We start from the raw sequence: 20,628 nt of genomic DNA, 5'->3' as shown, positions 1-20,628 counted from the left end.
CGATTGAGTAACTGTGGCGCAGCACACGTTTCTTGAAGATATGAAGGAGCCCCTGGTACCGGTTGTTCCCATGTCCCACACCGCTCACATACGCAGCCACCGGAAGCCCCGCCGCAGCGCGTCGACCCTCGCGATGCGGGCCGGAGTTGCCGGTGGCGTTCTCGGCACCCTGGCAGTCGCCGGGGCGTCCGGCTCGGCGAACGCGGCCGAGCCGGTGACGCAGACCCTTGAACTGCCCACCCTGACGGCCGACCTGGCCGCCCAGGCGGCCCAGTCCGCGGACGCCACCGAACAGGCCGCCGCGAACTACCAGCTGCAGGCCGAGCGTGACGCGGCTGCCGCCAAGGCCGCCAAGGAGGCCCGGGCGGACCTCGCCGAGGCCAAGCAGAAGGCGGCCGAGGCCAAGAAGAAGGCCCAGGAGGAGGCCCGCAAGCAGGCCGCCGCCCGCGCCTCGCGCACCGCGGACCGGACCACGCTGTCCACCACGGCGGGTTCCGACTCCACCTCCACCTCCACCTCGACTTCGACCTCCACCAGCACCTCCACGGCCACCGGTTCCGCCGCGGCCGTCATCAGCTTCGTCAAGGCCCAGGTCGGCAAGGCGTACGTCTCCGGTGCCACCGGCCCGTCCGCCTACGACTGCTCCGGTCTGGTGCAGACGGCCTTCAAGCAGGTCGGCATCAGCCTGCCGCGCGTCTCCCAGGACCAGTCGACCGCCGGCACCCAGGTCTCGCTCAGCAACCTGCAGCCGGGCGACATCCTGTACTGGGGCAGCGCGGGCAGCGCGTACCACGTCGCGGTGTACGTCGGCGACGGGATGTTCGTGGGCGCCCAGAACCCCTCCACCGGCGTCGTGGAGCGCCCGCTGTCGTACGACCCGCCCACCGGCGCCGTGCGGGTGCTCTGACCGCACTCCGCACCTCTCACGCACGCAGGGCCGCAGCCGCTCGGGGGCAGCGGCCCTCGCGGCGTTCCTGGCATGCTCGGCCCGGGCCGCCGTCCGGCGGTCCGACGCCGAGTGGAGGAGTCCACGCGATGCCACGCGTGTTCGTTCAGGGAGTTCCCGCCGACCACTACCCGCGCCACGCCCCCGAGGCCGGGCGGGGTGCGGTGCGCCGTATCACCGAGGTCGGCGAGCAGGTGCTGCACAAGCCGTGCCGGGACGTCACGGAGTTCGGACCCGACCTCGCCGCACTAGTCGACGACATGTTCCGCACCATGTACGTGGCCGAAGGAGCGGGACTGGCCGCGAATCAGGTGGGTGTGGATCTACGCGTCTTCGTGTACGACTGCCCCGACGACGACGGAGTCCGGCATGTCGGACACATTGTCAATCCCGTGCTGGACACGCCCACGAGCGGGCGACGGCTGCTGGACGAGGGCGAGGGCTGCCTGTCGGTGCCCGGCGCCGTGATGGCCGTACCGCGGCCGGACCGGGCCGTCGTGCGCGGGCGGGACAGGGACGGCCGTCCGGTCGTCGTGGAGGGCACGGGGTACTTCGCGCGGTGCCTGATCCACGAGACCGACCACACCAACGGGTACGTCTATCTGGACCGGCTCTCGAAACGGGACAAGAAGGACGCGCTGCGGCAGATGGCGGACCGGCGGGACGAGGTGTACGCCCGCCGGGCCGCCAACGCCGCGGCTCTCAGCGCCTAGTCACGCCTTCGGGGCCACCTTGCTCAGTCCGTTGATGATGCGGTCCATCGCGTCGCCGCCCGTGGGGTCGGTGAGGTTCGCGAGGAGCTTGAGGGTGAACTTCATCAGCACCGGGTGGGTCAGGCCGCGCTGGGCGGCGATCTGCATGACCTTCGGGTTGCCGATGAGCTTCACGAAGGCCCGGCCGAGCGTGTAGTAGCCGCCGTAGGTGTCCTTCAGGACGCGCGGGTAGCGCTGGAGGGCGATCTCCCGCTGGGCGGGCGTCGCACGCGCGTGGGCCTGCACGATGACGTCGGCGGCGATCTGGCCGGACTCCATGGCGTAGGCGATGCCTTCGCCGTTGAAGGGGTTCACCAGGCCGCCGGCGTCACCGACGAGCAGCAGCCCGCGCGTGTAGTGCGGCTGGCGGTTGAAGGCCATGGGGAGGGCGGCGCCGCGGATGGGGCCGGTCATGTTCTCGGGGGTGTAGCCCCAGTCCTCCGGCATGGAGGCGCACCACGCCTTGAGGATCTCGCGCCAGTCCAGCTCCTTGAAGGAGGCGGAGGTGTTGAGCACGCCGAGGCCCACGTTCGAGGTGCCGTCGCCCATGCCGAAGATCCAGCCGTAGCCGGGCAGCAGCCGGTCCTGGGGGCCGCGCCGGTCCCACAGCTCCAGCCAGGACTCCAGGTAGTCGTCGTCGTGGCGGGGGCTCTCGAAGTACGTCCGGACCGCGACGCCCATCGGGCGGTCCTCTCGGCGGTGCAGGCCCATGGCGAGGGACAGCCGGGTGGAGTTGCCGTCGGCGGCCACCACCAGGGGCGCGTGGAAGGTCACCTCGCGCTTCTCCTCGCCGAGCTTGGCGGTGACGCCGGTGATGCGGCCGGTGCGGTCGTCGATCACCGGGCCGCTCACGTTGCAGCGCTCGTACAGCCGCGCGCCCGCCTTCTGGGCGTTGCGGGCGAGCTGCTCGTCGAAGTCGTCGCGCTTGCGGACGAGTCCGTAGTTCGGGTAGGCGGCGAGATCCGGCCAGTCCAGCTGGAGGCGGGAGCCGCCGCCGATGATGCGCAGGCCCTTGTTGCGCAGCCAGCCGGCCTCCTCGGAGATGTCGATCCCCATGGCGACGAGCTGCTTCACCGCGCGCGGGGTGAGGCCGTCGCCGCAGACCTTCTCGCGCGGGAACTCGGTCTTCTCCAGGAGCAGCACGTCGAGACCGGCCTTGGCGAGGTGGTACGCGGTCGTGGAGCCGGCCGGCCCCGCTCCCACGACGATCACATCGGCGGTGCTCTCGGAGAGGGGCTCGGTCACGACGGTCACGGCGGGATCTCCCCAAGTCAGAAATCAGTGTGCCGACCGGCACTGGACATGGGCAGTCTATTCAGCACAATTGATCACCCGGCTGAAGGGCTGCCCTGTGAACCGACCTCTCCCCGCGGTACGGCTGCGCGTCCCCACCCACGAGGACGCGGTCGCCTGGCACCGGGTCTTCGCCGACCCGGAGGTCATGGAGTTCCACGGCGGCAGGCCGGCGGAGCTGTCGGCGTACGAGGAGCTGACCGCGCGCCAGCGGCGGCACGACGCGGAGCACGGCTTCTGCCTGTGGACCCTGCTGGACGAGTCCGGGGAGGTCATCGGCTTCACCGGCGCGCAGCCGTGGCCGAGGGACTGGGGCCCGGTCGGCGAGACCGAGATCGGCTGGCGGCTGGGGCGGGCGCACTGGGGCAAGGGGTACGCCACCGCGGCGGCGCGGGAGACGCTCAGGCGGGTGCGGGCGGCCGGGGTGCCCGGTGTGGTGGCGATGGTCCGGCCGGGCAACGAGCGGTCCCTGGCGGTGGTCCGGCGGCTCGGCATGCAGCAGGCGGAGACCTACCCGCACCCCACGCCGGCCGAGCCGGCACTCTGCTTCCGGCTGGACCTCACCGACAACTACGCACAGTAGTCGCCTGTCACGGAAAGACACCGACGCCTTCCGGGCGGCGCGGGCGGGAGTTACCCTGCCAGTACCGCTGGGGGTGACATCTGTGCGTATAACACCCAAAACACCCGAAGTGCGCGTTCCGCGTCTGGTCGGTCTGATGGCCGTGGACGCGCGCGAAACGGCCCGGGCGCGGGGGCTGTCCCTCAACGCGCCGGACCGCCCGGACTTCCACCGCACGGTCGTCGACTACGTCGTACGCCAGTATCCGCAGCCCGGCGCCGAGGTGCCGGCGGACTCGATGGTGTACGTGTGGTTCGACTTCGGTGAGGGCGGGGGCGGCGGAGGCGTGCGTGAGCCGCGCGTCCCGCGGCCCCCGGCGGGCGGACTGCAACGGGAACTGGACCAGCCCGGCGCCCCCTGCGGGGTGGCCGGACTCAGCTCTCCTTGAAACCCCGGTGCAGCGCGACCACACCGCCGGTGAGGTTGCGCCACGCCACCTTCGACCAGCCCGCCTTGCGCAGCCGTTCGCCGAGGCCGGGCTGGTCGGGCCAGGCCCGGATGGACTCGGCGAGGTAGACGTACGCGTCCGGGTTCGAGGACACCGCGCGCGCGAGCGGCGGCAGCGCCCGCATCAGGTACTCGGTGTAGACGGTCCGGAAGGGCGCCCAGGTCGGGTGGGAGAACTCGCAGATCACCACGCGTCCGCCGGGCCGGGTGACCCGGTACATCTCGCGCAGGGCCGCGTCCGTGTCCTGCACGTTGCGCAGCCCGAAGGAGATCGTCACCGCATCGAAGGTGTCGTCCCTGAAGGGCAGCTTCGTCGCGTCGCCCGCGGTGAACGGCAGCCAGGTGTGCTTGCTCTTGCCGACCTGCAGCATCCCGAGGGAGAAGTCGCAGGGAACGACGTACGCGCCCGTCCGCGCGAAGGGCAGCGAGGAGGTGGCCGTGCCGGCGGCCAGGTCCAGGACCTTCTGCGCCGGGCGCGCGTCGACCGCCTTCGCCACCTCCTTGCGCCAGCGCCGGTCCTGGCCGAGCGACAGCACGGCGTTCGTCAGGTCGTACCGTTCCGCCACGTCGTCGAACATCGAGGCGACTTCGTGCGGCTGCTTGTTCAGGGAGGCGCGGGTCACCCGCCCATTCTTGCAGCCCGCCCTCCCGGCAGGAGCGTCGGCTTCCCGCGTGCCGCCACGTCCTCCGCCAGCCGCACAGCAGCACGAAGCGGGCGACCTGAATCCGGCCGGCGCCGGCCGGCCGGATGGCCTGCCGCCGCGGTGGGCGAAGCCGGGGATCCGGGTGCCATGTCTCCGGCGGCGGCCGCGCCGGGCGGCACGACTTTCGACGGCGGCTTCGGATTGCGTTCCCCGGATATCAGGGAGCCTTTGCGCGTGGCGCTTCGCCGGGAATTCGTGTGAGTCACCGGAGATTCTCGTCCGACCGCCCGCGAAAGGGCCTGCCACCTGTCGGCCGGCCGAGAGAACCGGCGGAACTCACGGTGCGGTGTGAGAACGGTGCGGTGTGAGAGATTCCCCTTCATGAGGAGACCACCGAGGCCGGCCGCCGCGTTCGCCTGTGCCGTCGCACTCGCGGCGACCGGCTGCTCCGGAGGGAGCGGGAGCACGGCGGCCGTGAGCACGCCCCGTTCCACCGCATCCTCCCCCGGTTACGCGCCCTACGTCAGCGCCACCGAGGCCGCCGGCACGGACTCCGCGGGTTCCCCCGGCACCTACAACCTGGCCTTCGTCCTGTCCGGCGACAGCGGCTGCACCCCGAAGTGGGACGGCACCGAGGCCGTCAGCGACTCCGCCGTGACGTCCCGGATATCGGCACTGAAGAAGAACGGCGGCACCATCCGCGTCTCCTTCGGCGGGTCCTCCGGAAAGGAGTTGGCCGCCACCTGTGACAACGCCGCGGAACTCGCCACCGCTTACGCCGAGGCGCTGGACGCGGCCGGTTCCACCGCTGCCGATTTCGACATCGAGGGTGACGAACTGACCGACTCCGCGTCCGTCGGCCTGCGTTCGCGTGCGATTGCCCGGCTGCAGGAGGAACGGCCCGACCTGGACGTCTCCTTCACCCTTCCGGTGATGCCGTCGGGGCTCGACGCCGATGGCCTGGCACTGCTGGAGTCGGCCAACACCCATGACGTCCAGGTGTCCACGGTCAATCTCATGACCATGAATTACGGCGAGTCGTACGACGGGGACATGGGCGACTACGCCGTGACGTCCGCGAAGGCCGCGCACGCGCAGTTGAGGAAGGTGTTCGGACTGTCGGACGCCGGGGCGTGGCGGGGGATGGCGCTCACGTCGATGATCGGGGTCAACGACGTGGCCGGTGAGACGTTCACGCTCGCCGACGCCGGCCGGGTGCGGGCGTTCGCGGAGCGGAAGGGCATCGCGTGGGTGTCCATGTGGTCCGCGGTCCGGGACCGGCCGTGCGGGGGCGCGTCCGCCGCGGCGGACGCGTCGACCGTGTGCAGCGGGGTGAAGCAGGAGAAGGGGGCGTTCGCAAGAGCGTTCACGGGGTGACGTACGGGGGAGGACGCTTCTCAGCGCCGCCGGAACACCAGCCGGCCCGCCACCACCGTGGCCACGCACGTCCCCGCACCCCGCTCGGTCAGCTCCGCCTCGTCGCGGACGTCGAAGACGGCGAAGCGGGCCGGGGAGCCCGGGGCCAGGGCGGGCGGGGTCGCGGGCGGGAGGGCGGAGGCGAGCGGGTCCAGGGCGGGGACGCCGCTGGAGTCCGGGCGGCGGGGCAGGAGTTCGAGGCCGGTGCGGTGCACGGCGTCCCGTACCGCGCGGTTGCGCAGCGGTGCGCAGGCCGCCGCGACCGTGCCGTGGGCGAACATGCGCTGCACCCCGCGCCGGGCGCTCGCACCCCAGCGGGCGTCGTCGGGGGCGAGGGCCGTCAGCGCGTCCCCGGTCAGCGGCTCGGTGCCGAGGGTGTCCGCCTCCCGCGGGTCGGGGTGGTACGTCTCCTCCAGCAGTTCGGTGCCGTGGAGGTTGACGAATCCGGGCGTGAGGATGCCGGGCCAGCTGCGCACGCGCGCGTGCGGGTGCGCGGCGGCCAGCTCCTCCAGGGGCCCGACGGCCTCGATCCACTCGCCCTTGACGAGGACGGCGTGGCCCCGGGAGTCCGCGTGGATCGTCAGCACGGGGCGCCTAGTTGGACGCGAGGAGCTTCAGCTCGGGGTGGGCGGTGCCGCCCTCGATGGCCGTGGAGGAGATGTGCGAGACCACGCGGTCGTCGACGGGGTCGTTCGCCGGGTCGTCGTGCACGACCAGGTGCTCGTACGTCGTGGACCGCTGGGCCGGGACCCGGCCGGCCTTGCGGATCAGGTCGATGATCTCCAGGCGGTTGGAGCGGTGCCTGGCGCCGGCCGAGGAGACCACGTTCTCCTCCAGCATGATCGAGCCGAGGTCGTCGGCGCCGTAGTGCAGGGACAGCTGGCCGACCTCCTTGCCGGTGGTGAGCCAGGAGCCCTGGATGTGCCGGACGTTGTCCAGGAAGAGGCGGGCGATCGCGATCATCCGCAGGTACTCGAAGAGGGTCGCCTGGGTGCGGCCCTTCAGGTGGTTGTTCTCGGGCTGGTAGGTGTACGGGATGAAGGCGCGGAAGCCGCCCGTACGGTCCTGTACGTCCCGGATCATCCGCAGGTGCTCGATCCGTTCGGCGTTGGTCTCGCCGGTGCCCATCAGCATGGTGGAGGTGGACTCGACGCCCAGCCGGTGCGCGGTCTCCATGATCTCCAGCCAGCGCTCGCCGCTCTCCTTGAGGGGCGCGATGGCCTTGCGGGGGCGCTCGGGGAGCAGTTCCGCGCCGGCGCCGGCGAAGGAGTCCAGGCCGGCCTCGTGGATGCGGGTGACGGCCTCCTCGACCGACACCCCGCTGATCCGGGCCATGTGCTCGACCTCGGACGCGCCCAGGGAGTGGATGACCAGCTGCGGGAAGGCTTCCTTGATGGCGCGGAAGTGCTTCTCGTAGTACTCGACGCCGTAGTCCGGGTGGTGGCCGCCCTGGAACATGATCTGGGTGCCGCCCAGCTCGACGGTCTCCGCGCAGCGGCGCAGGATGTCGTCGAGGTCGCGGGTCCAGCCCTTCTCCGTGTCCTTGGGGGCCGCGTAGAAGGCACAGAACTTGCACGCCGTGACGCACACGTTCGTGTAGTTGATGTTCCGCTCGATGATGTACGTGGCGATGTGCTCGGTGCCCGCGTACATGCGGCGGCGGACGGCGTCGGCGGCGGCGCCCAGGGCGTGCAGCGGGGCGTCGCGGTAGAGGACGAGGGCCTCTTCCGGAGTGATCCGCCCACCGGCGGCGGCACGGTCGAGGACAGACGTGAGGTCGGCCTTCTCGGTCACCAGGGCGTCCCTTTCGTCAAGGGTTGTGGACGGACGGAGTCAGCCTACGCCAGCCCTTCCGGCCGCCCGCGCTCAGGCCGTGTACGCGCCGATCAGCAGCCCGGTGAGGGCGCCGGCCAGGAGGAACGGGCCGAACGGCACGGCCGTCTTGCGGCCCGCGCGCCGGGCCAGGACGAGCACACCGCCGTAGAGCGCGCCGAACAGGAACCCGGCGAAGGTGCCGAGCAGCACGGTGGGCCAGCCGTACCAGCCGAGTACGGCACCTGTCCCCACGGCCAGTTTCACGTCGCCGAAGCCCATGCCGCCGGGATTGAGGCGGTACAGCACGTAGTAGCCGGCGGCGAGCGCGAGGGCGCCGTAGAGGGCGGTGCGCCAGTGGCCGGCGTGTTCGGGGAGCAGGGCGGCGAGGCCGAGCAGGGCGAGGGCGGCGGCGGCGAGCGGGAGGGTGAGCGGGTCGGGCAGCCGCTGCACCCGGAAGTCGACGGCGGCGAGCAGCACGCCGACGGGCGCGAGCAGCAGCCAGACCGCCAGCTCGGGCCGGGTGCCGGTGGCGGCGGCGAGGGCGGCGCAGACGAGGGCGCCGACGGTGGCGAAGAGGAACGCGGAGGGGGCGTACGGCTGGTACGGCAGGACGCCCGCGCGCTCCTGAGCGCCTGCGCGTTCGCCGGGGCGCCCGCTCCCTTCGGCCGCCGCGCGTCCGTCATCGCGGGCGCACTCCCCGCACCGGGCCCCGCCCAGCCAGCCGCGGACCGGGTGCCGGCCGTCCGGGCAGCGGTCGTGCCAGGGCTCGCCGGACGGGACGGCGAAGCGGTAGGCGGCGCGGGGCAGCAGCGTGCCCGTCAGCGCGCCCCACACCGCGGCGACGAGCACCAGCATCCCCGTGGTCACCCCGCCCACTCCCCTCCCCCTCGGCCGGCCGTGCCGGGTTCCTACCCCGTTCAGGGCCGGAGCAGCTCCACCTTCACGTCGGCCGGGAAGCCGGTGGTCGGCCCGACCCGGCGGGCGAACTCGGCGACGGCCTCCAGCTGCGGGGTGCCGAAGCTGAAGTCGAGGGTGGTGAAGTACTGCTCCAGGGTGGCCTCGTCGAATTCCTCCCAGCGGGCGGCCTGTTCGGCGACCTTGTGGACCTCTTCCAGGGAGAGGTTGCGGGACTCCAGGAAGGCCTCGTGCACCTTGCGGGTGATGAAGGGCTCGCGTTCGGCGTAGTCGCGCCGGGCCGCCCACACCGCGAAGACGAACGGCAGGCCGGTCCACTCCTTCCACAGCGCACCGAGGTCGTGCACCTGGAGGCCGTAGCGGGGGCCTTCGAGCAGGTTGGCGCGCAGGGCCGCGTCGCCGATGAGGACGGCGGCCTCCGCCTCCTGCAGCATCACGCTGAGGTCGGGCGGGCAGGTGTAGTAGTCGGGCTGGACGCCGTAGCGGTCGGCGAGCAGGAGCTGGGCGAGCCGGACCGAGGTGCGCGAGGTGGAGCCGAGGGCGACCCGGGAGCCGTCCAGCCGGTCCAGCGGGACCTGGGAGACGATCACGCAGGACATCACCGGGCCGTCGCAGCCGACGGCGATGTCGGGGAAGGCGACGAGGTCGTCCGCGTTGCGCAGGAACTCGACCAGAGTGACGGGGCCGATGTCGAGGTCCCCGCGCACGAGCTGCTCGCTGAGCTTCTCCGGGGTGTCCTTGGTCAGCTCGAAGTCGAGGAGCGTGCCGGTTCTCGCGAGCCCCCAGTAGAGGGGCAGGCAGTTCAGGAACTGGATGTGGCCGACGCGCGGCCGGGTGCGAGAATTGTCCACATCGCGAGACTAGACCTCGTGCGCTACGGTGCCGGGACCGGCCCCACCCCCGAACGGGCTAGCGGGTGTTCAAACCTCCGGGTGAAGTGATCTTGACCTCTATTGCTTTCGGCTGCCCGGATGCTAGGCTTGCCGCAAGTTGCAGTTTGGTTTCCCTTGCAGTACAGAGCCTGCGGAGCATGTAACCGCAGGCTCTCGTCGTTTTCAGACGAATGCAGTCGTGCAGCACCGTTTCGCACTTGCAGGTTCTGGAGCAGGGCAACCCTTTTGAGCCCAAGGAGGGCTTATGGCTACCGGAACCGTTAAGTGGTTCAACGCCGAAAAGGGCTTTGGCTTCATCGCCCAGGAGGGCGGCGGCCCCGACGTCTTCGTTCACTACTCCGCGATCAACGCCACCGGCTTCCGCTCCCTGGAGGAGAACCAGCAGGTGAGCTTCGACGTGACGCAGGGCCCGAAGGGTCCGCAGGCGGAGAACGTCACTCCCGTCTGATCACTGCCTGATCGCAGAACCTGAGTGCAGTACCCAAGGAGCCCCACGCCTTCCGGCGACGGGGCTCCTGCCTTTTCCCGTTCATTCCGTGTTCACGAACACTCACGCCTGCCGCATACGCGTGAGACGCGTCTCCCCCAACGCGCCCACCGAGTCCGGCGGCCTCGGTCAGGCGGCTTTCCGCCAGACGGTCAGGTCGGCGGTCAGGAAGGCGATGTCCGGCATCGCGGTGGACTTCGTCTGGATCACGTACAGGCCGATGTTCCCCTCGGTGTCCTTCATGCAGAACTCGGTGCCGGCCGCCGCCCCGGCCAGCGTCCAGCTGTGCCGGTGGGCGCTCCTCAGCATGAGACGGCACTCGTCGAGGGTGGTGCCGTGGGCGCCGAACATCTGCATGAAGACCACGCTGTCGCTCTTCAGTTCGCAGCCGGTCGCCCGGCAGTCGAAGCGGATGTCCCCCGTACGGTCCTTCCGCCCGGGATTCTTGTCCTTGAGGCTGAGCGAGGTCTTCGCGTCCAGCCACACCTGCGGGAACCCCTCCGGCCGCGGGTCCCGGGGCGAGGCCGGGACCGAGGGCGTGCCGCCGCCGGTCCCCGGGTCCTGCTTCCGGGCGGAGCCCGACGGGGAGTCCGCACCGGAGCCCGCCGAGGACGCCGACGCCCGCGCGGACGCCACCCCGTCGACCGGCGTGGAGGCGGTCGCCACGGACCGCCCGCTCTGCCGGTCCCGCGTGTCCATCACCGTCCACGCCAGCAGCCCCGCCAGCAGCGCACCGCCGAGCACGCCGGCCACGGAGATCAGCGCGGCGCGCCGCCGCCGGGCCGCGGGCTCCCGCGGAGGCAGCCGGGGCCACCCCGTCAGCGGCTGCGGGTAGGTGGTGAGCTGCTGCGGGATGGCCCGGGTGGGCTCGGCCACCGGCGCCGGGACCGCGACCTCCGGGCCCGTGATCTCCCGCCACACGGCCGGTCCCCCGCCCGCGTCGGCCTCCGCGCCCAGCCGTTGCCGGCACCACTGCACGATCTCCGCCGGCGTGGCCCGCTCCGCCGGGTCGGCGGCCAGACACCGGGCGAGCAGTGGCCGCAGCGGCTCGGGCAGCAGGTCCAGGTCGGGAGCGGAGTGCACGATCCGGTACAGCACGTTCAGGGCCGGACCGTCGCCGTACAGCGGCCTGCCCAGCGCGGCGAACGCGGCCGTCTGCCCGAGCGCGAAGACGTCCGTCGCCGCCGTCACCTCGTTCCCGGCCGCCTGCTCGGGCGCCATGAACGACGGCGTGCCGATCGTGCCCCCGGTGGCCGTGTACGAAGTCCCGTCGGCGGCCAGCGCGATACCGAAGTCGATCACCCGGGGCCCGTCGGCGGCCAGCAGCACGTTCGACGGCTTCAGATCCCGGTGCACGATCCCCTCGGCGTGGATCGCCTGCAGCGCCTCGGCCACCCCCGCCATCAGCCACAGCACCGCCGGCACCGGCAGCGGACCGCGCCGGGCCACCGCCTCCGTCAGCGACGGCCCCGGCACGTAGAGCGTGGCCAGCCAGGGGGGCACGCCGTCCGCGTCCGCGTCGATCAGCTCGGCGGTGTACGCCCCGCGGACCCGCCGGGCCGCGGTGATCTCCCGCCGGAACCGCCGCCGGAAGTCCGGGTCGTCCGCCAGCTCCGGCCGTACGACCTTGAGCGCCACGGGCCGGCCGCCCTGCGTGTGCGACAGGTAGACCCGGCCCATTCCGCCCGCGCCGAGCCGGGCGGCGAGCCGGTAACCGGCCACCGCCGGCGGATCGTCCGCCTGCAGCGGCTGGAAGATGTCCGTCGCGTGGTTCACGGCCTCGTACCCCCCGGTGTGATGCATTGGCCAAGGGCAGCAGCCTACGGGGGCATGTCCATGCCGTCCGCTACGGTCCCTGCCCATGAGCGACACGCGCACCTTCTACGACGCCATCGCCGAGGACTACGCCGGCCACTTCCGCGACCCCCTCGCCGAACGGCCCCTGGAACGGGCGCTGCTCGCCGCGTACGCCGAGCAGGTCGGCCCGGGCGGCCGGGTCGCCGACCTCGGCTGCGGGCCGGGCGCGGTCACCGCGTACCTGGCCGGCCTGGGGCTGTCCGTCCTCGGCCTGGACCTGTCCGGGTCCATGATCGCCGTCGCCCGTCGCGACTTCCCCGGGCTGCGGTTCGCGCAGGGCTCCATCCGGCAGCTGCCCCTGGCCGCCGGTTCGCTGGCCGGGGTGGTCTCCTGGTACTCCAGCATCCACACGCCTGCGGACGAACTCCCCCGGCTGTTCGCCGAGTTCCACCGGGTGCTGGCCCCCGGCGGCCGGCTCCTGCTCGCCTTCCAGGTGGGTGACGTACCACTCCGCCTCGAACGGCCCTTCGGCCACGACGTGTCCCTGGACTACCACCGGCGCCGCCCCGGGCACATGGCCGGGCTGCTCTCCGGCGCCGGATTCACCCTCCACTCCAGCACCGTGCGCGAGCCCGAGGTGACGCGCGGCGAGTCACCCGTCCCGCAGGCGTTCCTCCTCGCCCGGAAGGGAGGCTGACCGGGCGGGCGCCTGCGCTCGGCGCAACGCGGCGACCGTGTCCGCGAAGGCCCGGGCCGGCGGGCTGAGGGCGTCCCAGCGGCGCACGGCCCAGCCGACGGGGAGGGGACGCAGGCCGGGCAGCGGGACCAGGCGCAGCGGGCCGTCACCGGGGACCGGCAGACCCGGTACGGCCGGTACGACCGCCCGTCCGATCCCCAGCTCGGCGAGCAGCAGGGCCGTGTCCCAGTCGGCCACGCTCGGCTCGTAGGCGAACCGCACGCCCCGCTCGGCGCACGCCGCCTCCAGGTGGGCGGCGGACGTGGAGTTCGGCGGGAGCCGGATGACCCGGGCGCCGGACAGCTCCGCCGGGTCCAGGTGCGGGCGGCCGGCCAGCGGGTCGTCCGCCGGGACCGCGAGGAGCCACGGCAGCTCCACGACCGTCCGCTGCTCGATGCCCCGGACCGGCGGGCCGATGGTGATCCAGGCGAGGTCCAGCGTGCCGTCGGCCAGGGCGTCGAAGCTGCCCCGGCCCGAACTGACCGTGCGGAACTCCAGGTTGACCTTGGGGTGCCGGCGGCGGAACGCGACGACCGCCTCGGACATGAAGTGCCGGACGGTCGTCGCGCCGGTGGCCACGCGGACGTATCCGCTGTGGCCCTCGACCAGGTCGCGGAGCTGTCGTACGGCGACGTCCAGGGCGTTGATGCCCTCGCCCGCGGCGGCCTCCAGTATCCGGCCCGCCTGGGTGGGCACGACCCCGCGCGGCCGGCGTTCCAGCAGGGCCGTGCCGGTCTCCCGCTCCAGCCGCTTGACGTGCTGGCTGACGGCGGACTGGGTGCGGCCGAGGTCACGGGCGACCGAGCTGAGGCTGCCCGCACGGCACACGGCGATGAACACACGGAGGTCTTCCAGGGTCACAAACCCCAAGCTAACACTGGGGGTTGGCGAGGAAACCCAAGGATTGACCGGGCTCGGCGCCTCGCGCGAGGATCATTCCCGGGCCGCGACCGACCCAGGCGGCAACCCGCTCCCCGCCCCACCGAGTCCGGACGAGGTGGGATGAGCGAGGAGCGGGTGCCGACCTCCACCGCACCGCCGGGTGCCCGTGGGGCCGCTCCCTTGCCCTCAGCGCTCGTACAGCCCCTCCACCTCCGCGGCGAAGTCGCGCAGGATCCGGTCCCGGCGCAGCTTCATGGAGGGGGTCAGGTGGCCCGCCGCCTCCGTGAAGTCCACGGGGAGGACGGTGAAGCGGCGGATGGACTCGGGGCGGGAGACCATGCGGTTGGCCTCGTCGACCGCTCGCTGGAGAACGGCCGTCAGTTCCTCGTCGCCGACGAGGAGTTCCGGCGGGACCGGGTGTTTGCCGATCATCTGGCGCCAGTGCGTGATGCCGTCCGGGTCGAGGGTGACGAGGGCGGCCACGAACGGGCGGGCGTCGCCGACCAGCATCACCTGGGAGATCAGCGGGTGCTGGCGCAGCCAGTTCTCCAGCGGGGCCGGGGCCACCGACTTGCCGCCTGCCGTGATCAGCAGTTCCTTCTTGCGGCCGGTGATGGTGAGGTAGCCCTCGTCGTCCAGTTCGCCGAGGTCGCCGGTGGGCAGCCAGCCGTCCCGGGTCGCCGGGACCACCCCGCCCGCCCCCGGGTCCCAGTAGCCCCGCAGCACGTGGTCGCCGGCGAGCAGGATCTCGCCGTCCGCCGCGATCCGCACCCGGGTGCCCGGCAGCGGCCAGCCGACCGTGCCGAGGCGGGGCTTGAGGGGCGGGGTGACCGTCGAGGCGCCGGTGGTCTCGGTCAGGCCGTAGCCCTCGAAGATCTGGATGCCGGCACCGGCGTAGAACGCGGCGAGGCGCCGCCCGAGCGGTGAGCCGCCGCAGATGGCGTACCGGACGCGGCCGCCCATGGCGGTGCGCAGGCGGCGGTAGACGAGGGGGTCGTAGAAGGTGCGCTGCGTCTTCAGGGCGCGTCCCGGACCGCTGCCGGTGCCGGTCTGGTGGGCCTCCAGCGCCTCGCCGTAGCGCTGGGCCACGGCCGCCGCGCGGTCGAAGACGGCCGCCCGGCCGCCGGCCTCCGCCTTGGCGCGCGCGGAGTTGTAGATCTTCTCCAGCATGTAGGGGATGGTCAGCAGGCAGGTCGGCCGGAAGGCGGCCAGGTCGGGGAGGAGGTCGTCGGCGACCAGGCTCGGCGCGTGGCCGAGCCGGACCCGGGCGCGGACGCAGGCGATGGCCACCATCCGGCCGAAGACGTGGGACATGGGCAGGAAGAGCAGGACGGACGGGTCTTCGTCCTTCGCCTTGAAGACGGGGTGGAGGAGCTCGATCGCGTTGTCCACCTCGGCGAAGAAGTTGCCGTGCGAGAGGGCACAGCCCTTGGGGCGGCCGGTGGTGCCCGAGGTGTAGATCAGCGTGGCGAGCGTGTCGGGGCCGAGCATGCCCCGGCGGACGCCGACCTCCCCCTCCGGTACCGGCGCGCCGGTCTCGGCGAGCCGGGTGACGTGGTCCTTCTCCATCACCCACACGTGGCGCAGGTCGGGCAGGTGCGCCAACTCCGGGCCGATGGCGGCGGCCTGGGCGGCGGTCTCGGTGACCAGGGCGACCGCGCCGCAGTCGTGCAGGATCCAGCGGGTCTGGAAGACCGAGGAGGTCGGGTAGACGGGGACCGTGACCAGGCCGGCGGCCCAGGCCGCGAAGTCGAGCAGGGACCATTCGTAGGTCGTACGGGCCATGACGGCGATCCGGTCGCCGGGCATCAGGCCCTCGGCGATCAGGCCCATGGCCACCGCCTGCACCTCGGCGGCGAACCGGGCCGCCGTCACGTCCGTCCAGCCGCCGTCGGACCGCTTGCGGCTGAGGACGACCTGGCCGGGTGCGGCCTCCGCGTTCTCGTACGGCAGGTCGGCGAGGGAGCCGTGGGTGACCGGGGGCGCGAACGGCGGGACCACCGCCTCCCGTACCGCGCCGTCCAGCCGGCGTACCTCGGGTTCCACCAGGACCGGGCGGCCGTCGTAGTCGGTGGCGGAGACGTGGGAGCCGGAGGAGGCGGGCGGGGTGGGGTACGGCGTGGACACGGGCGGCTCCTCTGGCGTGCGTGCACCTGCGGCCGGCCCCGGTGCGGACAGGGGTTACCGCCGGTCAGGCAGGTGATCGTACGACTCCACTGTGAGGGGATTGTGCGGGTTCGGGAATGGTCCGGGGCCGGGGATGTGCAGCCTCGCGGGTTATGTGACGGGGGTTCAGCTTTGCCTGGGGGCCGCGTCCGTTCCGTGGCCCCCGTCGGCTTACCTCCGGTAACCTTACTCTCCAGTAAGCTAGAGATCCCGCTGGAGGCGTGATGACCGCCGTCACCCTGACCGCGCCCCCCGCGCTGGCCCCGCTGCTGGCGCGGGGCGCCCTGCGCTCGCCCTTCAAGCGCCCGGCACCCGACGCGGCCTTCCCGCGCACCCGGCTCGTCCTGCCCGGTGTGCGCGTGGACCTGGTGAAGCTGGCCGCCTACGAGCGGGTCTGCGGCTTCCCGACCGGCGAGCCCGACCTGCCGGTCACCTACCCGCACGTCCTCGGTTTCCCGCTGGCCATGCGGCTGATGAGCGGCCGGGACTTCCCGCTGCCGCTGCTCGGCCTGGTCCACACGTCCATCGAGATCGTGCGCGGCACGGCACTGGCGGCCGACGGGGAGTACGAACTGTCCGTCCGGGTGGACGGGCTGGCCCCGCACCGGCGCGGGACACAGGCCGCGGTGGTGACGGAGCTGCGCTCGGGCGGGACGGCGGTGTGGGAGTCCCGCAGCACCTACCTGGCCCGGCACCGCACCGGCCCGGGCGCGTCGCCCGAACCGCGCCGGGAGGCCGGCGCGCGACTGCCCGTCGTCGCGGAGTGGAGCCTCGCCGGGGACGTGGGCCGGCGGTACGGGACCGCGTCCGGCGACCGCAACCCGATCCACCTGTACCCGCTCACCGCCCGCCTCTTCGGCTTCCCGCGGGCCGTCGCGCACGGCATGTGGACCGTCGCCCGCTGCCTGGCCGCGCACCGCATACCGGACGCGACCGGGGTGCGGGCACGGTTCCGGTCCCCGGTGCTGCTGCCGGGGACGGTGGCGTACGGGGCGGACGGCAGCGGGCGGTTCGAGCTGCGCGGCGGGGGCGGGCGGGTGTGCGTGGAGGGGGAGGTGTGGGCGAAGTGAGCGCCGTCGCCGGGTGCGGGCGAGGGGATGCTCCACCGGGTGGGTGAGGGGGTGCTCCGCCGGGTGCGTGTGAGGGGGGTGTGGGGGTGTTTCGCCGGGTGCGGGCGAGGGAGTGCTCCGCCGGGTGCGCGTGAAGGGGGTGCTCGCGCGGTCCCGCGCGCTCCCGGGCCGGTGAGGGGCGCTCGCGGAGTGCCGCGTGCTCCTAGGCCGGCTCGGGTGACGGTGTCCAGACCTGGCCCCGCATCAGGTTGCCCAGGCCCGCCCACGCGAAGTTCATCAGGGTGGCCGCGGCCTGCCGGGCCGTGACCCCGGGCGTGGCGTTGGCCCACGCGGCGAGGGACTCGGCGGCGCCCACCAGCGCCTCGGCCAGCCCGGCGACCTCGTGTTCCGGCAGGTCGGGGTCCCGGTGCGCCTCACGGGCCGCCACCGCGACCAGCCGGGTCACGAACGCGACGATCTCCGTGCGCATCGCGGCGGCCTCGGCCGCGAAGGGCTCCCCGTGCGTGCGGGCCTGGAGATGCAGCACCGACCAGCCGTCGGGGTGTTCGCCGGTGTGCGCGAAGAACGCCTGCACGCCGTCCCAGAGCTGCCGGTCGGCGGGCAGTCCCGGCCGGACCCCGGCGCGGACGGCCTCCGTGAGCGCGGCGGCCTCGCGGCGGATGCAGGCGGTGAAGAGGTCTTCCTTGGAGTTCAGGTACAGGTAGACCAACGGCTTGGACACGCCCGCGAGTTCGGCGATCTCGTCCATCGAGGCGGCCATGTACCCGCGTTGTCCGAAGATCCGTACGGCGGCGTCGAGCATCTGCTGCTCGCGCACCGCCCTCGGCATCCGTTTGGTCTTGACGGCACCCATGGGGGCAAGACTAGTTGGGCCGGGGCCCGCACTAGTGGGGCGCGGCGGCACCGCCCTGCGCCCGCGAGGCGTCGACGGCCTCGTCCTCCTGGCTGCGGTTGGCGTCCAGGTTGGCCTTCATCCGGTCGACCTTGCCCACGATCTGCACGGACGCCCGGTCCCGCTCCTTGCGCAGCGCCACCCAGCTGATCGGCGCCGACAGGACCAGGGCGAGCAGCAGTACCCACAGCCCGTTGGAGTCGCCGAAGCCGCGCGGGAAGAGGCCCGAGTAGACGGCACCCCAGACGACCACGAGGCAGCCCGCGAAGATACCGAGGCGCATCAGCGTGTAGCGGAGCATCTCAATCCACCCGTCCGATTCCAAAAGGGGTCATCGTCCAGTGAAGCACGGACCAAGGGTGATCTTGCAGGGGGGTCGGTTCAGCCGAGCGGCAGCAGCATGAACACTTCGTCGCGGTCGTCGCCGGGCGCGGCCCGGATGGCGTCCGGAACGCGGCCGACCTCCTTGTAGCCGCAGGAGGCGTAGAACCGCTCCAGCCCGTGCCCGCCCCGGCAGGTCAGCCGGACGGCCTGGACGCCGTCGATCCCGCGGGCCGCGTCCGCGGCGGCGGCCAGCAGGTCACGGCCGTAGCCCCGGCCCTGGTGGCGGGGGTGGACCATCACCGTGTACAGCCACACCCAGTGCGTCATCAGCCGGTGCGTGTTGTGGGTGAGGAAGGCGGTGGCCGCGACCTCGCCGGCCTCGTCGTGACCGACCAGCAGCCGGGTGCGCCCCTCGGCCATCTGCACGAAGTGGCGCACCAGCTCCGGCCGTATCTCCTCCCGGGTCACCGGCGGGACGAAGCCGACGGCGCCGCCCGCGTTGGAGACGTCCGCCCACAGGCCGAGGATGCCGTCGCGGAGGGCGGGGGTGATGGCGGGGTCCAGGGTGAAGGTAAGAGCCACGATGGGAGTTTACTTATTACCCGACCTGTTGCCCAAGGGCTCGTGCGGCCACCTTCAGGTCGGCGACCAGCCCCTGGTACGCCTGCTCGCGGTCGTCCGCGCGCAGCACCGCCGACGGATGCACGGTCGGCACCAGCCGCTCCGGCCGGCCGTGGATCTCCTCCTCCAGCACGGTCCCGCGCACCTGGCTCACCCGGAACGACGACCCCAGCAGCGCCTTCCCGGCCGTCGCGCCCAGGACCACGATCAGCTCCGGCTCCACCAGCGCGAGCTCCGCCGCCAGCCAGGGACCGCAGGCCGTCATCTCGCGCAGGCTCGGCGCCTTGTGGATACGGCGCTTGCCGGGCTCCGCCCGGGTGAACTTGAAGTGCTTGACCGCGTTGGTGACGTAGGCCTCGGAAGGGTCGATGCCGGCCTCCGCCAGGGCCCGGTCGAGCAGCTTGCCGGCGGGGCCGACGAAGGGCTTCCCCTGCCGGTCCTCCTGATCGCCGGGCTGCTCCCCCACGAGCATCACGCGGGCCCCGGTGCTCCCGGTGCCGAAGACGGTCCGGGTGGCGGCGCGGTGCAGGGGGCAGCCGTGGCACTCCGCGGCGGCCTGGCGGAGAAGGTCCAGGCCGGCTCCCTCGGGAACGAAGGGAGCCGCGTCGTACCGGTCTTCGGGGGCCTTCGTGGGCATGCGCCCCGAGTACCCGCCCGGGGGCGCGGGGAACTGCGCGGCCGGCCCCCGCGCTCCCGCACCGGCACCCGCTCCCGCACGACTGCCTGCCGTGCCTCAGACCCGCATCGGCTGGGGGGACTCCCGGCGCTCCGGGTCCGGACCGTCGTACTCGCGGATGATCTCGTAGCGGGTGTTCCGCTCCACCGGGCGGAAGCCCGCGTCGCGGATCAGTTCCAGGAGATCCTCGCGGGTCAGCTTGTTCGGCGTGCCGAAGTTGTCCGCGTCGTGCGTGATCTTGTACTCGACGACCGAGCCGTCCATGTCGTCGGCACCGTGCTGGAGGGCGAGCTGGGCGGTCTGGACGCCGTGCATGACCCAGAAGACCTTGACGTGCGGGACGTTGTCGAAGAGCAGCCGGGAGACGGCGAAGGTCTTCAGGGCCTCGGCGCCGGTGGCCATCTGCGTCCGCGCCTGGAGGCGGTTGCGGACCTTGCCGTCCTTCATGTCCACGAAGTCGTGCTGGTAGCGCAGCGGGATGAAGACCTGGAAGCCGCCGGTCTCGTCCTGGAGTTCACGCAGCCGCAGGACGTGGTCGACGCGGTGGCGGGGCTCCTCGATGTGGCCGTACAGCATGGTGCACGGGGTCTTCAGACCCTTCTCGTGCGCCAGGCGGTGGATGCGGGACCAGTCCTCCCAGTGGGTCCTGTGGTCCACGATGTGCTGCCGGACCTCCCAGTCGAAGATCTCCGCGCCACCGCCGGTGAGGGACTCCAGGCCCGCGTCGATCAGCTCGTCCAGGATCTCCGAGGCCGACAGACCGGAGATCGTCTCGAAGTGGTGGATCTCCGTCGCGGTGAAGGCCTTCAGCGAGACGTTCGGCAGGGCGGCCTTCAGCTCGCGCAGGGACCGGGGGTAGTACCGCCACGGCAGGTTCGGATGCAGGCCGTTGACGATGTGCAACTCGGTGAGGTTGTCCGACTCCATCGCCTTGGCGAGCTTGACGGCCTCCTCGATGCGCATCGTGTACGCGTCCTTCTCGCCCGGCTTGCGCTGGAACGAGCAGTAGGCGCAGGAGGCCGTGCACACGTTGGTCATGTTGAGGTGCCGGTTGACGTTGAAGTGGACGACGTCACCGTTCTTGCGGGTCCGCACCTCGTGGGCGAGCCCGCCGAGCCAGGCCAGGTCGTCCGACTCGTACAGCGCGATGCCGTCCTCACGGGTCAGCCGCTCACCGGAGCGGACCTTCTCCTCCAGCTCGCGCTTGAGTCCGACGTCCATGCCCACACCTTTC

22 protein-coding genes are annotated in these 20,628 nt (G+C 72.4%); 8 read left to right on the top strand and 14 right to left on the bottom strand.

Annotated features, from left to right (window positions below; genetic code table 11):
* Positions 1-70 precede the first annotated feature (70 nt).
* Entirely contained in the window at positions 71-907 is an 837-nt protein-coding gene (locus IG05_RS0130160; protein WP_030347200.1) for a C40 family peptidase, read from the top strand.
* Positions 908-1,035: 128 nt separating this feature from the next.
* A complete protein-coding gene (gene def / locus IG05_RS0130155; RefSeq protein WP_030347199.1) occupies positions 1,036-1,659 on the top strand; it encodes a peptide deformylase in 624 nt (207 codons plus the stop codon).
* On the opposite strand, the gene IG05_RS0130150 is transcribed toward def, so the two are convergent.
* Positions 1,660-2,952 carry a geranylgeranyl reductase family protein gene (locus tag IG05_RS0130150; protein ID WP_030347198.1) on the bottom strand — a complete coding sequence of 431 codons (1,293 nt, stop codon included), beginning with the start codon at positions 2,950-2,952 and terminating at the stop codon, positions 1,660-1,662.
* Positions 2,953-3,049: 97 nt separating this feature from the next.
* Here IG05_RS0130150 and IG05_RS0130145 point away from each other — a divergent pair, with 97 nt between their 5' ends.
* Together IG05_RS0130145 and IG05_RS0130140 are read left to right on the top strand one after the other, a co-directional pair.
* Entirely contained in the window at positions 3,050-3,574 is a 525-nt protein-coding gene (locus tag IG05_RS0130145) for a GNAT family N-acetyltransferase (RefSeq protein ID WP_030347197.1), read from the top strand.
* A 109-nt stretch (positions 3,575-3,683) separates the two neighbouring features.
* Positions 3,684-4,001, top strand: coding sequence for a PASTA domain-containing protein (locus tag IG05_RS0130140; protein ID WP_078894596.1), 318 nt, complete (start codon positions 3,684-3,686; stop codon positions 3,999-4,001).
* Here the strand turns inward: IG05_RS0130140 and IG05_RS0130135 are convergent.
* Positions 3,988-4,683: a demethylmenaquinone methyltransferase gene (locus IG05_RS0130135; protein ID WP_030347195.1), complete on the bottom strand. Its 696-nt coding sequence runs from the start codon at positions 4,681-4,683 to the stop codon at positions 3,988-3,990. The two genes, IG05_RS0130140 and IG05_RS0130135, sit on opposite strands and share 14 nt — an antisense overlap.
* A gap of 402 nt (positions 4,684-5,085) precedes the next feature.
* On the opposite strand from IG05_RS0130135, the gene IG05_RS0130130 reads away from it, so the two are divergent.
* A complete protein-coding gene (locus IG05_RS0130130; RefSeq protein ID WP_030347194.1) occupies positions 5,086-6,081 on the top strand; it encodes a chitinase in 996 nt (331 codons plus the stop codon).
* A gap of 20 nt (positions 6,082-6,101) precedes the next feature.
* Here the strand turns inward: IG05_RS0130130 and IG05_RS0130125 are convergent, their stop codons facing one another.
* The 4 genes from IG05_RS0130125 to IG05_RS0130110 all read right to left on the bottom strand — a co-directional run bounded on the left by IG05_RS0130125 (position 6,102) and on the right by IG05_RS0130110 (position 9,701).
* A complete protein-coding gene (locus IG05_RS0130125) occupies positions 6,102-6,707 on the bottom strand; it encodes an imidazolonepropionase-like domain-containing protein (RefSeq protein ID WP_030347193.1) in 606 nt (201 codons plus the stop codon).
* Between the two features lie 7 nt (positions 6,708-6,714).
* Positions 6,715-7,914 (bottom strand): cyclic dehypoxanthinyl futalosine synthase, encoded by a 1,200-nt coding sequence (mqnC, locus tag IG05_RS0130120; RefSeq protein WP_030347192.1) that lies wholly within the window; start codon positions 7,912-7,914, stop codon positions 6,715-6,717.
* Positions 7,915-7,986: 72 nt separating this feature from the next.
* The gene (locus IG05_RS0130115) at positions 7,987-8,802 is read right to left on the bottom strand and encodes a prepilin peptidase (protein ID WP_030347191.1); all 816 of its coding nucleotides are present in this window, start codon (positions 8,800-8,802) and stop codon (positions 7,987-7,989) included.
* A gap of 50 nt (positions 8,803-8,852) precedes the next feature.
* Positions 8,853-9,701, bottom strand: a complete 849-nt coding sequence (locus IG05_RS0130110) for a menaquinone biosynthetic enzyme MqnA/MqnD family protein (protein ID WP_030347190.1) — start codon at positions 9,699-9,701, stop codon at positions 8,853-8,855.
* Between the two features lie 286 nt (positions 9,702-9,987).
* On the opposite strand from IG05_RS0130110, the gene IG05_RS0130105 reads away from it, so the two are divergent.
* The gene (locus IG05_RS0130105; RefSeq protein ID WP_004984723.1) at positions 9,988-10,191 is read left to right on the top strand and encodes a cold-shock protein; all 204 of its coding nucleotides are present in this window, start codon (positions 9,988-9,990) and stop codon (positions 10,189-10,191) included.
* Positions 10,192-10,359: 168 nt separating this feature from the next.
* Here IG05_RS0130105 and IG05_RS0130100 read toward each other — a convergent pair whose 3' ends face one another.
* The gene (locus tag IG05_RS0130100) at positions 10,360-12,033 is read right to left on the bottom strand and encodes a serine/threonine-protein kinase (protein WP_078894594.1); all 1,674 of its coding nucleotides are present in this window, start codon (positions 12,031-12,033) and stop codon (positions 10,360-10,362) included.
* Between the two features lie 58 nt (positions 12,034-12,091).
* Between IG05_RS0130100 and IG05_RS0130095 the strand changes: the two genes are divergently transcribed.
* Positions 12,092-12,724 (top strand): class I SAM-dependent methyltransferase, encoded by a 633-nt coding sequence (locus IG05_RS0130095; RefSeq protein ID WP_030347188.1) that lies wholly within the window; start codon positions 12,092-12,094, stop codon positions 12,722-12,724.
* Here IG05_RS0130095 and IG05_RS0130090 read toward each other — a convergent pair.
* Together IG05_RS0130090 and IG05_RS0130085 are read right to left on the bottom strand one after the other, a co-directional pair.
* Positions 12,680-13,624 (bottom strand): LysR family transcriptional regulator, encoded by a 945-nt coding sequence (locus tag IG05_RS0130090; RefSeq protein WP_037814959.1) that lies wholly within the window; start codon positions 13,622-13,624, stop codon positions 12,680-12,682. The genes IG05_RS0130095 and IG05_RS0130090 overlap by 45 nt on opposite strands.
* A gap of 207 nt (positions 13,625-13,831) precedes the next feature.
* Entirely contained in the window at positions 13,832-15,772 is a 1,941-nt protein-coding gene (locus IG05_RS0130085; protein ID WP_030347186.1) for an AMP-dependent synthetase/ligase, read from the bottom strand.
* Between the two features lie 263 nt (positions 15,773-16,035).
* Here IG05_RS0130085 and IG05_RS0130080 point away from each other — a divergent pair, with 263 nt between their 5' ends.
* Positions 16,036-16,881, top strand: coding sequence for a MaoC/PaaZ C-terminal domain-containing protein (locus IG05_RS0130080; protein WP_030347185.1), 846 nt, complete (start codon positions 16,036-16,038; stop codon positions 16,879-16,881).
* A gap of 202 nt (positions 16,882-17,083) precedes the next feature.
* Here the strand turns inward: IG05_RS0130080 and IG05_RS0130075 are convergent, their stop codons facing one another.
* The 5 genes from IG05_RS0130075 to mqnE form a co-directional block, all read right to left on the bottom strand.
* Positions 17,084-17,734, bottom strand: a complete 651-nt coding sequence (locus tag IG05_RS0130075; protein WP_030347184.1) for a TetR/AcrR family transcriptional regulator — start codon at positions 17,732-17,734, stop codon at positions 17,084-17,086.
* A 31-nt stretch (positions 17,735-17,765) separates the two neighbouring features.
* Positions 17,766-18,074: a DUF4229 domain-containing protein gene (locus tag IG05_RS0130070; RefSeq protein ID WP_030347183.1), complete on the bottom strand. Its 309-nt coding sequence runs from the start codon at positions 18,072-18,074 to the stop codon at positions 17,766-17,768.
* An 80-nt stretch (positions 18,075-18,154) separates the two neighbouring features.
* Positions 18,155-18,679 carry a GNAT family N-acetyltransferase gene (locus IG05_RS0130065; RefSeq protein WP_030347182.1) on the bottom strand — a complete coding sequence of 175 codons (525 nt, stop codon included), beginning with the start codon at positions 18,677-18,679 and terminating at the stop codon, positions 18,155-18,157.
* Positions 18,680-18,695: 16 nt separating this feature from the next.
* Positions 18,696-19,355: a UdgX family uracil-DNA binding protein gene (locus IG05_RS0130060; protein WP_030347181.1), complete on the bottom strand. Its 660-nt coding sequence runs from the start codon at positions 19,353-19,355 to the stop codon at positions 18,696-18,698.
* Positions 19,356-19,451: 96 nt separating this feature from the next.
* Positions 19,452-20,615 (bottom strand): aminofutalosine synthase MqnE, encoded by a 1,164-nt coding sequence (mqnE, locus tag IG05_RS0130055; protein WP_030347180.1) that lies wholly within the window; start codon positions 20,613-20,615, stop codon positions 19,452-19,454.
* Between the last annotated feature and the right edge of the window lie 13 nt (positions 20,616-20,628).

The sequence above is a fragment of the Streptomyces sp. NRRL S-1022 genome (assembly GCF_000720135.1).
GTDB lineage: Bacteria > Actinomycetota > Actinomycetes > Streptomycetales > Streptomycetaceae > Streptomyces.
Note: the sequence above shows the minus strand (reverse complement) of the source record. Positions and strands in the feature narration are given on the sequence as shown.